This window comes from Citrobacter sp. Cpo040, from assembly GCF_030332915.1.
Lineage (GTDB): Bacteria > Pseudomonadota > Gammaproteobacteria > Enterobacterales > Enterobacteriaceae > Citrobacter > Citrobacter portucalensis.
The window spans coordinates 508,091-522,634 of record NZ_JAOWGX010000037.1 but is presented as its reverse complement, the minus strand read 5'-3'; the positions used below and the strand labels follow the sequence as shown (position 1 = coordinate 522,634).

Annotated in this window: 15 protein-coding genes; 6 read left to right on the top strand and 9 right to left on the bottom strand. The window is 51.2% G+C overall.

Annotated elements, in window-relative coordinates:
- Nucleotides 1-80: 80 nt before the first annotated feature.
- The 4 genes from OGX86_RS20975 to yqhD all read right to left on the bottom strand — a co-directional run bounded on the left by OGX86_RS20975 (nt 81) and on the right by yqhD (nt 4,440).
- Nucleotides 81-536 (bottom strand): HIT family protein, encoded by a 456-nt coding sequence (locus tag OGX86_RS20975; RefSeq protein ID WP_071445538.1) that lies wholly within the window; start codon nt 534-536, stop codon nt 81-83.
- A gap of 44 nt (nt 537-580) precedes the next feature.
- Nucleotides 581-2,035, bottom strand: coding sequence for a DASS family sodium-coupled anion symporter (locus OGX86_RS20970; protein ID WP_286640615.1), 1,455 nt, complete (start codon nt 2,033-2,035; stop codon nt 581-583).
- Between the two features lie 188 nt (nt 2,036-2,223).
- On the bottom strand, nt 2,224-3,051 hold the full coding sequence (gene dkgA / locus OGX86_RS20965) for a 2,5-didehydrogluconate reductase DkgA (protein ID WP_032945014.1): 828 nt from the start codon (nt 3,049-3,051) through the stop codon (nt 2,224-2,226).
- A gap of 225 nt (nt 3,052-3,276) precedes the next feature.
- Nucleotides 3,277-4,440 carry an alcohol dehydrogenase gene (gene yqhD, locus OGX86_RS20960; protein WP_286640612.1) on the bottom strand — a complete coding sequence of 388 codons (1,164 nt, stop codon included), beginning with the start codon at nt 4,438-4,440 and terminating at the stop codon, nt 3,277-3,279.
- Between the two features lie 194 nt (nt 4,441-4,634).
- Here yqhD and OGX86_RS20955 point away from each other — a divergent pair, with 194 nt between their 5' ends.
- Nucleotides 4,635-5,534 (top strand): AraC family transcriptional regulator, encoded by a 900-nt coding sequence (locus tag OGX86_RS20955; RefSeq protein WP_136392350.1) that lies wholly within the window; start codon nt 4,635-4,637, stop codon nt 5,532-5,534.
- Between the two features lie 70 nt (nt 5,535-5,604).
- Here OGX86_RS20955 and yghB read toward each other — a convergent pair whose 3' ends face one another.
- Nucleotides 5,605-6,264 (bottom strand): DedA family general envelope maintenance protein YghB, encoded by a 660-nt coding sequence (gene yghB, locus OGX86_RS20950; RefSeq protein ID WP_003024510.1) that lies wholly within the window; start codon nt 6,262-6,264, stop codon nt 5,605-5,607.
- 131 nt (nt 6,265-6,395) lie between these two features.
- Entirely contained in the window at nt 6,396-7,583 is a 1,188-nt protein-coding gene (gene metC / locus OGX86_RS20945) for a cystathionine beta-lyase (protein ID WP_032945009.1), read from the bottom strand.
- 250 nt (nt 7,584-7,833) lie between these two features.
- On the opposite strand from metC, the gene exbB reads away from it, so the two are divergent.
- Nucleotides 7,834-8,568 (top strand): tol-pal system-associated acyl-CoA thioesterase, encoded by a 735-nt coding sequence (exbB, locus tag OGX86_RS20940; RefSeq protein ID WP_048225540.1) that lies wholly within the window; start codon nt 7,834-7,836, stop codon nt 8,566-8,568.
- Nucleotides 8,569-8,574: 6 nt separating this feature from the next.
- Nucleotides 8,575-9,000 carry a TonB system transport protein ExbD gene (gene exbD / locus OGX86_RS20935; RefSeq protein WP_008785812.1) on the top strand — a complete coding sequence of 142 codons (426 nt, stop codon included), beginning with the start codon at nt 8,575-8,577 and terminating at the stop codon, nt 8,998-9,000.
- A 77-nt stretch (nt 9,001-9,077) separates the two neighbouring features.
- Here exbD and OGX86_RS20930 read toward each other — a convergent pair whose 3' ends face one another.
- Together OGX86_RS20930 and OGX86_RS20925 are read right to left on the bottom strand one after the other, a co-directional pair.
- Nucleotides 9,078-9,485: a cytoplasmic protein gene (locus OGX86_RS20930; protein WP_286640610.1), complete on the bottom strand. Its 408-nt coding sequence runs from the start codon at nt 9,483-9,485 to the stop codon at nt 9,078-9,080.
- A 1-nt stretch (nt 9,486) separates the two neighbouring features.
- Nucleotides 9,487-9,891, bottom strand: coding sequence for a hypothetical protein (locus OGX86_RS20925; RefSeq protein WP_048225538.1), 405 nt, complete (start codon nt 9,889-9,891; stop codon nt 9,487-9,489).
- 104 nt (nt 9,892-9,995) lie between these two features.
- On the opposite strand from OGX86_RS20925, the gene OGX86_RS20920 reads away from it, so the two are divergent.
- Nucleotides 9,996-10,499 (top strand): ESA_00282 family adhesion-associated protein, encoded by a 504-nt coding sequence (locus tag OGX86_RS20920; RefSeq protein ID WP_008785809.1) that lies wholly within the window; start codon nt 9,996-9,998, stop codon nt 10,497-10,499.
- Nucleotides 10,500-10,567: 68 nt separating this feature from the next.
- On the opposite strand, the gene OGX86_RS20915 is transcribed toward OGX86_RS20920, so the two are convergent.
- Nucleotides 10,568-11,608, bottom strand: a complete 1,041-nt coding sequence (locus OGX86_RS20915; RefSeq protein WP_032945003.1) for an aldo/keto reductase — start codon at nt 11,606-11,608, stop codon at nt 10,568-10,570.
- A gap of 155 nt (nt 11,609-11,763) precedes the next feature.
- On the opposite strand from OGX86_RS20915, the gene yghX reads away from it, so the two are divergent.
- Together yghX and OGX86_RS20905 are read left to right on the top strand one after the other, a co-directional pair.
- Nucleotides 11,764-12,651, top strand: coding sequence for a YghX family hydrolase (gene yghX / locus OGX86_RS20910; RefSeq protein WP_286640734.1), 888 nt, complete (start codon nt 11,764-11,766; stop codon nt 12,649-12,651).
- Between the two features lie 215 nt (nt 12,652-12,866).
- Entirely contained in the window at nt 12,867-14,507 is a 1,641-nt protein-coding gene (locus OGX86_RS20905; RefSeq protein ID WP_048225534.1) for a methyl-accepting chemotaxis protein, read from the top strand.
- The last annotated feature ends 37 nt before the right edge of the window (nt 14,508-14,544 follow it).

Genomic DNA, 14,544 nt, shown 5'->3' with positions numbered 1-14,544 from the left:
GCTTATCAGGCCTACAAATAGCACGATTTTGTAGGCCGGATAAGGTGCTTGAACCGCCATCCGGCAGAGAGACTCAGTATTTATGCTTCACGAATTCTGGCCGCTAATGCGGCCAGTTTTGCATCATCCGCTCGTTCATGATCGTGTGACGAAAGATATCCTTCATACTGCTCGAAAAATTTGTTCTGCCGCGCTTCAATCGGTTTCCAGTGGGTTAGATCGCCAGTACCGTGCATGGGGCTTAATTTGCTGTGCACATGGTCTACGCCGAAACCTTCGAAGAACATCCCCGTACGACTGACATCCGGGAAAGCTTTATCCAGTTTCTTAGCCACTTTTTGGGTCGCCAGCATCAGATCAGTCAGTGCCTGCGGCGGCATATCGAAGGCATAGCTGGGATAATGCTTTTTCGGGATCACCACGGTGAAACCGTCGGTGTTCGGGAAAATCGACAGAAAAGCCAGATGATGCTCGTCTTCCCAGACCTTATGGCAGGGTGCTTTACCTTCAACTATTTGACAGAAAATACAGGTCATTCCTTTTCTCCGCAGGTAAGGTGATTCGTCAGGACGCAGTCAGTTTAGTACAGACCCAACACCTTCCACCACATCAGACCCACGGTGATAAACACCGCCTGGTTAAACAAGCTGATGATAAATCCTGTACGCCACCAGACGCCCGTTGGAACGTACCCGGCACCAAACAGGATTGGACCGCGAGCATGAGTGTACTGGGTGAGCGAGCAGTACAAACTGCTGGTGAAGGCCAGCATTAATGCCGTGGGGGCTGCGGGAATATTCAGATGCAGGCCGACACCAAGGAAAACGGCGTACAGCGCGGCAATCTGTGCATTACCGCTGGCAAAAAAGTAGTGGGTATAGAAGTAGGCGGCGTTCAGCAGCAGTAAGACGATCACCCAACTGGTACCGTGCATAGTACTGCTCAGGCTATCGCCGATCAGATTGCCAAACCAGGTGGTGAAGCCCAGTTTTTTCAGCTGGTTCGCCATCATCAACAGCGCGGCAAACCAAATCAGTGTGTCCCATGCGCCTTTCTCGCTCTTCACATCTTCCCAGCTCAGAACGCCGCTTAGCAATAAAATGGACAGCCCCACGAACGAGGCTGTGGTGGCGTCGACGCCTAACGTATCGCCAAAAATCCACAGCACCAGCAGTACGCCGACGGTAGCCAGCATCAGCCATTCGCCGCGAGACATACTGCCCATTTCCGCCAGCTCTTTGCACGCCAGGTTAGGGGCATCCGGCGTGTGTTTAATTTCCGGGCGCACGATCCAGTAGACCAGCAGTGGAACCAGCAGTAATGACACAAGGCATGGCAGCAGAGCCGCCATAAACCAGCCGCCCCAGGTCAGCGTGACGCCCGCATTGGCCGCCAGTTTCACCGCCAACAGGTTGCCGGTATAGCCGGTCATAAAGAGCGCGGCGGTGACGTCGTTGACGTTGCCAATACAGGTGATAAGAAAGGTACCGATTTTACTGCGGGACTCATCTTCCGGGTTCGAATGGAAACTGCGTGCCAGAGAGTCAGCAATCGGATAGATGACGCCGCCGCAGCGTGCTGTATTACTCGGCATTGCCGGGGAGAGGATCAGATCGGCAAAAGCCAGACCATAGGCGAGTCCCAGCGTGCGCTTGCCGAGCAGACGGATCATCTGCAGCGCAATGCGTCGTCCGAGGCCTGTTTTGATAAACCCGCGGGCAATCATAAAAGCCACGACAATAAGCCAGATAAGTGAACTGTTCAGCTCACTCAGTGCCGTGGTGATAGCGCCGCTGGCGGTTTTATCCCCGGCAGCATAGGCGAGTGCAAAAACCGTAATCCCAATAATGCCGACCGCGCCGATGGGTAAAACTTTTGCCACGATAGAGGCAATAGTCGCGACGAAAATAATTGCTGAATGCCAGGCTGGCGCACTTAACCCGGAAGGTGGAGTAAGCTGCCACAGTCCGGCAGAAATGAATATTATAAGAATTAATGGGAGCCATTTGACTCCGCTACTTTTTTTCTCAGTCACGTTTACGCACCTATGGATATGGTGAATGTATTCATCAAATAAATATATTTATTTAATAATTAACATGTTATGTTGCGTAATGCTGCTCCAGCGACTGCAAGAAATACATCAATATATGTGTGTGAATTGTTTCCTGATATTTCAAATCAGTAAAGGCCCGACGAGAGTGTCGGGCTGGAGGGAAGGGGTTAACCGCCGAACTGATCCGGGTCTGGCCCCAGACGTTTGCCCTGATCGAGTTTCGCGATTTCGCCTAATTCGTCTTTATCCAGGCGGAAGTCCCAGACGTTAAAGTTTTCTGCGATACGCGCAGGGGTGACCGATTTTGGAATCACCACCAGCCCGCTATCCAGGTGCCAGCGGATGACAATCTGCGCCGGTGATTTGCCATATTTCTCAGCGAGGTCACGGATGATCTTTTGATCAAAGACGTCTTTGCCGCCCTGCGCCAGCGGGCTCCAGGATTCGGTCTGGATTTTATGCGTTGCGTTCCAGGCGTGCAGTTGGCGCTGTTGCATAAGCGGATGAAGTTCGATCTGGTTAATCACCGGAGGTACGCCGGTTTCATCCATCAACCGCTGGAGATGATTGATCTGAAAGTTGCACACGCCGATGCTCTTAATCAGCCCTTCTTTTTGCAGGTCGATCATGTTTTCCCACGCTTCAACGTAGTGGTCGATCGCCGGAACCGGCCAGTGCATCAGGTATAGATCGAGGTAATCAAGCTGGAGTTTTTCCATGCTTTCGAGCAAGGCTTCCCGGGGGCGTTTTTGGTCATCATTCCACAGCTTGGTGGTGATGAATAACTCGTCCCGTGGTACGCCAGCATCGCGTATTGCTTTGCCGACACCTTCTTCGTTTTTGTACGCCGCAGCGGTATCAATTGAGCGATAGCCCACTTCCAGCGCTTTATGAATGGCGGTGATGACTTCTTCGTTGCTTGCCTTCCAGACCCCCAGGCCCAGTTGTGGCATGACGTTACCATCCTGTAGCTTGATAATGGTTGGACTGGTCATAATTCCCCCCCCACACTTAATCCTTCAGGCTGCCTCTTTGTTGGCTGCTTGCGTTTACCCCGGTCACGTACTTATGTACGCTCCCTGGGATTCACTTAATTGCCGCCTCGATGCATCGTGAATGATTGGGTGTAAATTGAGTTCACCGGGGCAGCCCCCGGTGAGTTAGGTGTGACTTAAGCCTGGTATAAATACCCAAAAACGAAAGGCGGAGGTTAAAAAACCTTAGCGGGCAGCTTCGTAAATCCGACGGCTGACTTCAAGCGTAATGTCCTGATGTTCGCCCAGTTGCGTACCACCGTGTGCTTCCAGTTTTTCCAGCAATGCCGGGATGGAGCTACCGTCCAGGCCATAGTCAGACAGGCGAGTGGGTACGCCCATTTGTTCGAAGAAAGCGCGGGTAGCGGCAATGGCGGCGTCGATGCGCTGGTCGTCGGAACCTTCGGTGATATTCCAGATACGCTCTGCGTATTGCAGCAGTTTGGCACGCTTGGTATCACGTTTTTCATTCCACAGCGCTGGCAGAACGATGGCTAGCGTTTGAGCATGATCCAGACCGTGCATTGCGGTCAGTTCATGGCCCAGCATATGCGTTGCCCAGTCCTGCGGTACGCCTGCGCCAATCAGGCCGTTCAGCGCCTGGGTTGCCGCCCACATGACGTTCGCACGCACGTTGTAGTTTTCCGGCTCCTGCAAGGCTTTCGGACCTTCTTCTACCAGCGTGAGCAGAATGCCTTCGGCAAAGCGATCCTGAATTTTCCCGTCTACCGGATAAGTCACATACTGTTCCACGGTATGAACAAAAGCATCCACAACGCCGTTTGCAACCTGACGCGGCGGCAGGGTGTAGGTGTAAACCGGATCCAGAACGGCAAATACTGGCTGCACAAACGGGGTCATAAAGGCCAGTTTATCGCCGGTGGTTTTACGCGAAATTACCGCGCCGGAGTTAGATTCAGAGCCGGTTGCAGGCAGGGTTAATACGGAGCCCATCGGGATGGCGCTTGTTACGTCGTTGCCGTGGGTTTCCAGAATGCGCCATGGATCGATGCCATCAGCGTACTGTGCCGCTGCCGCGATGAATTTGGTGCCGTCCAGCACTGAACCGCCACCTACCGCCAGCAGAAACGTCACTTTCTCATCACGCACGATTTTTACTGCGTTCATCAGCGTTTCATAAGACGGGTTTGGCTCGATACCGCCAAACTCCAGCACATCCACGCCTTTCAGCGCGTCCTGAACCTGCGCCAGGACGCCAGTTTTTTTCACGCTGCCGCCGCCGTAGGTAACCAGTACGCGAGCGTCCTGAGGAATTTGATCGCGCAGCTCAGCAATCGCGCCTTTACCAAACAAAATACGTGTTGGGGTATGGAGATTAAAGTTGTTCATTGCTCGTTCCCTTTGGTGGGTAATAAAAGAGGGCAGGTGAGTGTCTGCCGGATGATGAACATTGTGGTCGCCCGCCGCGCTGCTCTCAATGCTCATTTCTGCCGATGTCTTGCCCATTTCTACAGACTGCTGGAGAAAACGGATAAATCTGCGCATTATGTCAGGGTCGAAAACCGATGATGAAATGGTGTCCCATGAACCGTGATGAGATCTGTCTTCTGCTGACAGATAAAATTAAGCAGCTGAAAAACAATGAAAATAGACTTAACGAACTGCTGCCAGATGTCCGCCTGCTACACGGTACGGAGCCGGCGGCGCGTACACCGGTCATGTATCAGCCAGGCATCATATTTCTCTTTTCGGGACATAAAATTGGTTACATCAATGAGCGCGTATTTCGCTATGACGCCAACGAATACCTGCTGCTAACCGTACCTTTACCCTTTGAATGTGAAACCTATGCGACGCCGGAGGTTCCTCTGGCCGGTATTTACCTGAATGTCGATATCCTGCAATTGCAGGAGCTGCTGATGGACATTGGGGAAGACGAGCTGTTCCAGCCCGCCATGGCGGCCAGCGGGATTAACTCTGCAACGCTCTCTGACGAAATTCTCTGCGCTGCTGAGCGCCTGCTGGATGTGATGGAGCGACCGCTGGATGCGCGTATTCTGGGGAAACAGATTATTCGCGAGATCCTCTACCATGTGCTGACCGGACCGCGCGGCGGCGCGTTACTTGCTCTGGTCAGTCGCCAGACGCATTTCAGTTTGATAAGCCGGGTACTGAAGCGGATTGAAACCAAATACACTGAAAACCTCAATGTAGAACAGCTGGCGGCAGAGGCGAACATGAGCGTGTCGGCGTTTCATCATAATTTTAAAGCGGTGACCAGCACGTCGCCGCTGCAATATCTTAAGAGCTATCGCCTGCATAAAGCACGGATGATGATGATTCACGATGGAATGAAGGCCAGTGCGGCTGCCATGCGCGTCGGCTATGAGAGCGCATCGCAATTCAGTCGGGAGTTCAAACGTTTCTTTGGCGTAACGCCGGGGGAAGATGCAGCAAGAATTCGTATGATGCAGGGGAGTTGATTTCTTGTAGGCCTTAAAGCCGCGCGCCATCAGGCATAATGCCGGGAATTACCCCGGCTACGGATAATACTCAGGCGCTACAGTATTTTTTTTTAATCACCACGAACAATGTTCCCAACAATCCTGCGGTTAACAGGGCAATCGGCAGGATCATTAGAAAGGTCATCACCTGATCTTCATGGCGTTTAACGAACGGGATCATGCTCAGCGCATAGCCGAAACTGGTGACGACGGTGACCCACAGCAGGCCACTCAGCCAGTTAAAAAACTGGAACCGACGGTTAGGAAGCCCTGAAATGCCCGCCATCGTTGGCAGTAAGGTGCGAACAAACGCCAGGAAACGCCCTGCCAGCAGCGCCATCAGACCGTGTTGGTCAAACATGCAGGTCGCGCGCTGATGGTATTTTTCCGGTAATTGCGCCAACCAGCCTTTCACCGTGCGCGTGTTGCCTAGCCAGCGTCCCTGAATATAACTCAGCCAGCAGCCCAGACTGGCTGCGGCCGTCAGAATAGCTATGGTAGGTAAAAAACTCATCACGTCCTGAGCGATCAGCGCTCCTGCCAGTAATAACAGGCTGTCTCCGGGTAAAAAGGAGGCGGGCAGCAGGCCATTTTCTAAAAACAGCGTGGCGAACATGACGAAGTACACCACGCTCACAACGTGCGGATCCGCCAGTGCGGCAAAATCGTGTTGCCAGAGCGCGGAGACAATATCTTGAATGACTACCATGGACTTTCCTGTGGAACAGCGTTTATGTGTGGATTGTACTCCTGAATTGCCCGGGATGCCTTGATCCCGGACGCAACAATTGCAGACTTTTCCACCAGAAGTGTCTGCATATATGTCCATCTGTGGCAATTTTACTCGATTCGGGCAAATCCTGCGGCCAAATCGGCAATCAGATCGTCAACATTCTCTAAACCGATATGTAAACGGATGAGCGTTCCGCTGAAATCCACCTCGCCTTGCGGACGGATTGCCGCAATGTGTTCCGGCTGGTTGGCGAGAATCAGCGACTCAAAACCGCCCCAGGAGTAGGCCATGCTGAACAGGCTGAAGTGATCCAGATACGCAGCAAGCTCCTCATTATTGAGCTTCTTATTCAATACAAAGGAGAACAGGCCGCTACTACCGGTAAAATCACGCTTCCAGAATTCATGCCCTTTACTGCCGGGCAGTGCCGGGTGGTTCACGCGGGCGACCTGCGGATGGCTGGCCAGCCACTCGGCGACCTTTAAGCTGCTTTCATGGTGCTGACGCAGGCGAACGCTCAGCGTACGCAGTCCACGGCTGGTCATATAGGCGGTATCGGCGTCCAGCATTTGCCCCATCAGATAGGCATTTTCGCGCAGTTGATCCCAGCAGCGGGCATTAGATACCGCCGTGCCGACCATGCCGTCAGAATGACCAATCAGATATTTGGTGCCTGCCTGAATAGAGATATCGATGCCAAAATCCAACGCTTTGAACAGCACCCCGGCAGCCCAGGTGTTATCAATCATGATGATTGCATCCGGCGCGACGCTTCTGACGGCGGCAACAATAGCGGGAACATCATGCACTTCCATAGTGACAGAACCGGGAGATTCCAGAAATACGACTTTCGTGTTCGGCTGTATGTGCTTAACGATATCGGCGCCAACCAGCGGATCGAACCAGCCGGTGGACACGCCGAGCTTACCGAGAATTTTGGTGCAGAAATCCTGACTGGGTTCATAGGCGGTATTGGTCATCAGCACATGATCCCCTTGCTCCACAAAGGCAAGGATGGTGTTGGCAACGGCCGCCGCACCGCAGGGGAACAGCGCGCAACCCGCGCCGCCTTCCAGTTCGCACATCGCTTCCTGCAGAGAGAAATGCGTCAGGGTTCCGCGACGCCCATAGAAAAGCGCACCGTTCGCCCGGTTGTGCGTGGCCTGTTTTTTGGCCTCTACGGTGTCAAATACCAGCGAAGAAGCGCGCTGGATCACGCTATTTACTGAGCCCAGCGTGTACTTTTTACTGCGTCCTGCGTGAACGAGCTTGGTTTCAAGTTGCTTATCTGCCATGTTGTCTTACCTGTTTTTATACGTCTGGATGTCTAAACTACCATGAATCAAAGATGACGCATCCTGCAGAACGGTCATACAGTAGAAAATAATCTCAAAATGCTTCTGGTGACTTTTTTACTGCGTAAGCGCAAGGAAAAGAAACCAAAGGTGCGGCAATATGTAAATAGTAATGAGAACGACTATCAATTCGACGTCGTTTTGATATGATTACGCTCAGATTTTGTGATTTGCGTCCTGGAGATACAGAGTGGGTAATAATTTGATGCAGACGGATCTTTCCGTCTGGGGTATGTATCAGCACGCCGATATCGTGGTTAAGTGCGTGATGATTGGACTGATTTTGGCGTCAGTGGTCACCTGGGCTATCTTCTTTAGTAAGAGCCTTGAGTTCTTTACTCAGAAACGCCGCCTTAAGCGTGAACAGCAACTGCTGGCAGATGCCCGCTCTTTAGATCAGGCAAGTGAAATTGCCGCAGGATTCGATGGTAAAAGCCTGGGCGCACAGTTGATTAACGAAGCGCAGAACGAGCTGGAACTGTCAGAAGGCAGCGACGATAACGAAGGCATTAAAGAGCGTACCGGCTTCCGTCTGGAGCGTCGTGTGGCGGCGGTAGGTCGTCATATGGGCCGCGGTAACGGATACCTGGCCACCATCGGGGCTATCTCACCATTCGTCGGTCTGTTCGGTACCGTATGGGGCATCATGAATAGCTTCATCGGGATTGCACAAACTCAAACCACCAACCTGGCCGTTGTTGCGCCGGGTATCGCAGAAGCGCTGTTAGCGACCGCAATTGGTCTGGTTGCAGCAATTCCAGCGGTTGTTATCTACAACATTTTCGCACGTCAGATTGGCAGCTATAAAGCGATGCTGGGTGACGTCGCGGCACAGGTGCTGTTGCTGCAAAGTCGCGATCTGGACCTGAATGCAAGCGCATCCGCGCATCCGGTACGTGCAGCGCAGAAATTACGTGTAGGATAATGTTCCATGGCAATGAGCTTTAATGAAAACCTGGACGACAACGGTGAAATGCATGAAATCAACGTGACGCCGTTTATCGACGTTATGTTGGTTTTATTGATCATCTTTATGGTTGCCGCGCCGTTGGCAACCGTAGATGTGAAGGTGAATCTCCCTGCCTCCACCAGCACGCCGCAGCCGCGTCCGGAAAAACCGGTTTACCTGTCAGTTAAAGCCGATAAGAGTATGTTTATTGGCAACAATCAGGTGACGGATGAAACCATGATTAACGAGCTAAATGCGTTAACTGACGGGAAGAAAGACACCACGATTTTCTTCCGGGCAGATAAAACCGTTGATTATGAGACCATGATGAAGGTGATGGATACGCTGCATCAGGCGGGCTTCCTGAAGATTGGTCTGGTTGGCGAAGAGACTGTGAAAGCGAAGTAATCCTCATCATTGCCGGGTAATGGTTGCCGCCTTACCTGGCGTGTCTCTCCTGATTCAACTCCCTTGCACTCTTGTTCTTATCTGTTCTCATCTAACGCGACCGTGGTTATCCTGGTGGGTTCGTAGTTCCCTTCAGACAGCTTTCGCGTCAGGCGTAAGGTGGCCGTTTCCCGCGCGAGTATATGCTGGTAGGTGCTTTCCAGTCGGGCCATGATTTTGTCCCGCAGTTCTGGTTGCTGCTCCATAATGGCTTCAATCGCGGCACCGTAGATCTCTTCTTTAGCCTGTAGCGAGTAAATTTCACGGCGATTTTGCCATTTCATCCGCACCAGTGCAGCGGGAATAGAGACTATCTCCTGAGCAACGCTTTCCAGTGTCGCGTTTTTATTGGCAATCAACACGGCTAAATTTTGCCTTAAGACAAACTCATCGCTTTTATGGTTATCTAAAGCCAAATAAACATTATTATCCTCAACATCTTTCATTTTATTTCTCTTCCAGAGAATAAAAAATAGGGTCGCTGGTTTCACGGGTAATTAAATTAAGCCAAATTTTGTTGCCCTGTTCATTTATGATGGCTGTTTTTTGAGTCAAAATTTTACTTAATTCTTGTGCATTAATGTCGCCTTCTGCCTGTAGTGAATTGAGTAGACGAGAGAATGACTCAATTTTTGCTGCACGAAATAGACGCTCTTTTAAATGGCGGTCGCACTCTTCAAATAGCATATTTCGTGACTGACCGGTAGCGGTTGAGCTAATCAAAATATCGGATTCGTAATCGCTTAATGTTATCTTCCCCTGAGTCAAATTTTCACTATTATCTGTGGAGGTGGTATTGTCAGGTGAGCTGGATAAGTGAAAACACGAGGGAACAAGATGCTCGGGAAGCATGTTGAAATATCCTTTGATGCCAATGATATGTTGTTTTAAATAAACCATGCCGCGTTGACAATAGCATGGCGTAATTTTAAAATCAAAAAAAATGGAGCCAGTATATGAACAGTATATTTTATTCTGTTATTACCCTGCTATTGCTGACCTGCGGGGTACTTTTGTTGATGCGCAGTGCAAATAAAAACCGTAATGCAGAAAATGGATACGCTGAAAACCAGCCGGAAATACTGAGTAAAGAAGAGGGTGAAGATCATTTCTCGGTACTGATGAATTCGATTACTCCGGTTTGGTATTGGCGCGTCAATCACGAATATATCGATTTTATCCACTCGACGATCAAACGGATGACAATGGTGGAGCTGAATGAGACGCCAGGGCTATTTGATGCACAGCGGCGTTGCAGCGATCTCAACTCTGCAGTGTATAAATATTACGACAATATTAAAAAACGCTGTCTGAGTGGCGAGAAAGTCCCGCATGCCGATCTGGACGTGCTTAACTTACGTCAGTGCTTCAGGGAGTTCAGCCTGGAAGCCTACCCTGCACTTGTCGCGCTGGTGTGGCCTGAATATCAGCGCCCAGAAATCAAAGCAGAAGAGGTGTGAGGAGCTGGCTGGCCCGTATTATGTGCCGGGAAGAACAACGTTGCTACCCGGCACGGTATTACCTACGGCTATTTGTCAGATGAGGCCTGCCACAGGTTCAGCTTACCGTCCGCGACGTGCTTATCGATCTGCGCCAGTTCTTCGGCGCTGAACGTCAGATTCGCCAGCGCCTGAACGTTTTCTTCCAGTTGCTCCGGTCGACTGGCGCCAATCAATACCGACGTTACCCTGTTGTCTTTTAGCAGCCAGCTTAAGGCCATTTGTGCCATCGACTGTCCACGCTGTTGCGCCATCTCATTAAGCAAACGCAGGCTGGTAAGGTTTTCTTCCGTCAGCATGTTTTCCGTTAACCCACGAACTTTTTTCCCTTCACGCTGCATGCGTGAACCTTCCGGAATACCGTTAAGGTATTTCCCCGTCAGCAGTCCCTGAGCCAGCGGCGTAAATGCGATGCAGCCCATGCCGTTGGATTCCAGCGTATCCAGCAGGCCGCTGCTGTCTACCCAGCGGTTAAGCAGGTTGTAAGACGGCTGATGGATCAGCAATGGAATTTTCCATTCCCGCATCAACTCGGCCATTTTCTGCGTACGTTCCGGAGAATAGGATGAGATGCCGACATACAGCGCTTTACCGCTTTGCACGGCGTGGGCCAGCGCCGAGGCGGTCTCTTCCATTGGCGTATTTTCGTCAACGCGGTGAGAGTAGAAGATATCGACATAGTCGAGACCCATGCGTTTCAGACTCTGGTCGAGGCTGGCGAGCAGGTATTTGCGCGAACCGCCAGAACCGTATGGCCCAGGCCACATGTCATAGCCTGCCTTGGTGGAGATAATCAGTTCATCGCGATAGTGTGCAAAATCCTCGCGCAGTAATCGGCCAAAATTCTCTTCTGCGCTGCCTGGTGGCGGCCCATAGTTATTGGCTAAATCAAAATGCGTGATGCCTAAATCAAATGCTTTACGCAACAGGGCGCGCTGTGAATCCAGCGCCTGAACGTGCCCAAAACTGTGCCATAAACCCAGCGATAGCGCGGGTAAACGCAAACCGCTGCGCCCACAGTAGCGATAGAGCATCTGCTCGTAACGTTCAGGATTGGCAAACCAGGCCATGAGATCTCCTTAGTGCAGGTGAATTTCGAAACAACGTTTCTATTCTAGCGGGTTCACGGTGAATATCCCGTTCACCAGGTCACACTGAGATGAAAAACTGGGCAAAAACAGGTCACTGTGCTTTGCTTAAAAAAACATCAATCAGGAGTGCGACGATGCCGCGTTTGACTGCCAAAGATTTTCCGCAAGAACTGCTCGACTACTATGACTATTACGCGCATGGCAAAATAACGAAACGCGAGTTTCTCAATCTGGCAGCGAAATATGCAGTGGGTGGCATGACGGCGTTGGCCTTATTCAATTTATTGAAACCCAACTATGCCCTCGCAACGCAGGTAGAATTTACCGATCCCGATATTCTGGCGGAATATATTACCTATCCTTCGCCTGAAGGGCATGGTGATGTGCGGGGGTATTTAGTTAAACCTGCGAAGGTGACAGGGAAAGTTCCGGCGGTGGTGGTAGAGCATGAGAATCGTGGGCTGAATCCGTATATTGAAGATGTGGCGAGACGGGTGGCGAAGGCGGGCTTTATGGCACTTGCACCGGATGGATTAAGTTCGGTAGGGGGATATCCTGGCAATGATGATAAAGGTCGGGAATTGCAGCAGCAGGTTGATCCCGTAAAGTTGATGAATGATTTTTTTGCCGCCATTGAATTTATGCAACATTATTCAGGGACGACGGGAAAGGTAGGTATTACCGGATTTTGCTACGGTGGTGGTGTGTCGAATGCCGCTGCTGTGGCTTTCCCTGAACTGGCCTGCGCGGTGCCTTTTTATGGGCGGCAGGTTCCTGCATCAGATGTCCCTAAAATAAACGCGCCTTTATTACTGCACTATGCGCAATTAGACACACGTATTAATGAGGGATGGCCTGCCTATGAAGCGGCGCTTAAGGCCAATAAGAAAGTCTATGAAGCCTATATCTATCCCGGTGTTAATCATGGCTTTCACAACGATTCGACCCCCCGTTATGATAAAGCTGCCGCTGATTTAGCCTGGGAACGTACTCTTGCGTGGTTTAACAAATATTTGCGATAGAAAACAATAGATTATTTAATGCTTATAACTAATTACCTGAATAATAATGCTACCTAATTTCATTAGCATTCATATTGATATAGTGTGGAGAGATAGTGGATGTACTTAAGAAAGTAAAAAAATAAAGAACGCATTATATCTTCTCTACTGCCTGCCGATAACAAGGATAAGTATCGCCTGATGGCGAATTCCTCATCAACGGCAAGGAAATTATTATGCGTTTGCTGAAAAACTTCACTATTCGTATTGTCATGTTGGCAATACTGGGACTTTTTTGCCTGCTCTGGTCGGGCGTGGGTTTATTCAGTCTTCATTCGTTATCAAAAATATCTGAAGGCAATGATATTGACCGTCATCTTGTCCATCAGATGACGGTTCTCAGTCAGGGTAACGATCAGTACTTTCGCTTCGTAACGCGCTTAAGTCGCGCCATGGATGTCAAAATGAGTGGCGGAATGCCTGATTTTGCGCCAGCGCAACAGTCCCTGGAGAATATGAGCAAAAAACTCCAGGAGATGAAAACGTTGTCTCCGGGACCAATGGATCCTGACGTCGCTAACGCAGTACTGACGAAGTGGCAGGCGCTGCTGGACAACGGCGTGATCCCGCAAATGCAACTGGCGCAGCAGGGCACGCTTACGGCCTTTGCGGAGCATGCCAGCACTATTACACCCGCGTTGAGCCGTGAATTTGGCGCCAGTGCCGAGCGTTTTAACGCCACGGCAGGTGAGCGACTCGATACCACCCGCGTGATGGTCGATGGCAAAACCTCTATCATCCGGACGCTAATTATCACCGCCGTTATTCTTGGGATTGCCCTCCTTTTCTTTACCGACCGCTACCTTGTTTCCATGATGGTGAAACCGCTGGGACGTATTCGCCAACAGTTCCAGCAGATTGCGCAGGGCGATCTCAGCCATCCCATCGAAGATTTTGGTCGTAACTGTGTGGGTCAACTGGTGCCGTTATTGTGCGCGATGCAGGATAGCCTGCGTGAAGCCGTCAGTACCATCCGTTCAGGTAGTGACAACATCTGGCGAGGGGCGACGGAAATTTCCACCGGGAACAACGATCTCTCCTCACGTACTGAAGAGCAGGCTGCGGCACTGGAAGAGACCGCTGCCAGCATGGAGCAACTGACCGCAACGGTAAAACTGAACGCAGAAAATGCGCGTGAAGCCAGCCAACTTGCCGATACGGCCACAGAAACGGCAGGCAAAGGGAGCACGCTGGTTTCGGAAGTGGTAGAGACGATGGACGGCATTGCCGCCAGCTCTAAACAGATCGCGGAAATCACGTCAGTTATTAATAGCATTGCTTTCCAGACCAACATTCTGGCGCTGAACGCGGCGGTTGAAGCAGCCAGGGCAGGCGAGCAGGGGCGCGGTTTTGCCGTCGTCGCCGGTGAAGTACGCAACCTTGCCAGTCGCAGCGCCGGGGCGGCGAAAGAGATTGAGACGCTGATTGGCGAGTCATCGCGTCGTGTTGATCAGGGCGCTCGTCTGGTTAAAGAAACAGGATTAACCATGGAGGCGATTCTGCGCGGCGCCACCGAAGTGACTGTCATCATGAAGCAAATTGCCTCTGCCTCGGAAGAACAGAATAAGGGTATCTCGCAGGTGAGCGTGGCGATCACGCAGATGGACAGCGTAACGCAACAGAACGCTGCATTGGTAGAACAAGTTTCCGCCGCGGCAGTGGCGTTGGAACGACAAACAGAGGAGCTGCAACGCTCGGTGCAACAGTTCCGCCTTTCCGCTAATGATGTGCAATACGCAGCCAGTCAAACCGCTTCCTCTTCAGCAGACAGCAAAACGTCTGCGGCCGCTAAAACGGATGAGTGGGTGTCCTTTTAAGCCGTTATAAAAAGTTCGTGATACCTCTGGTCTTTGC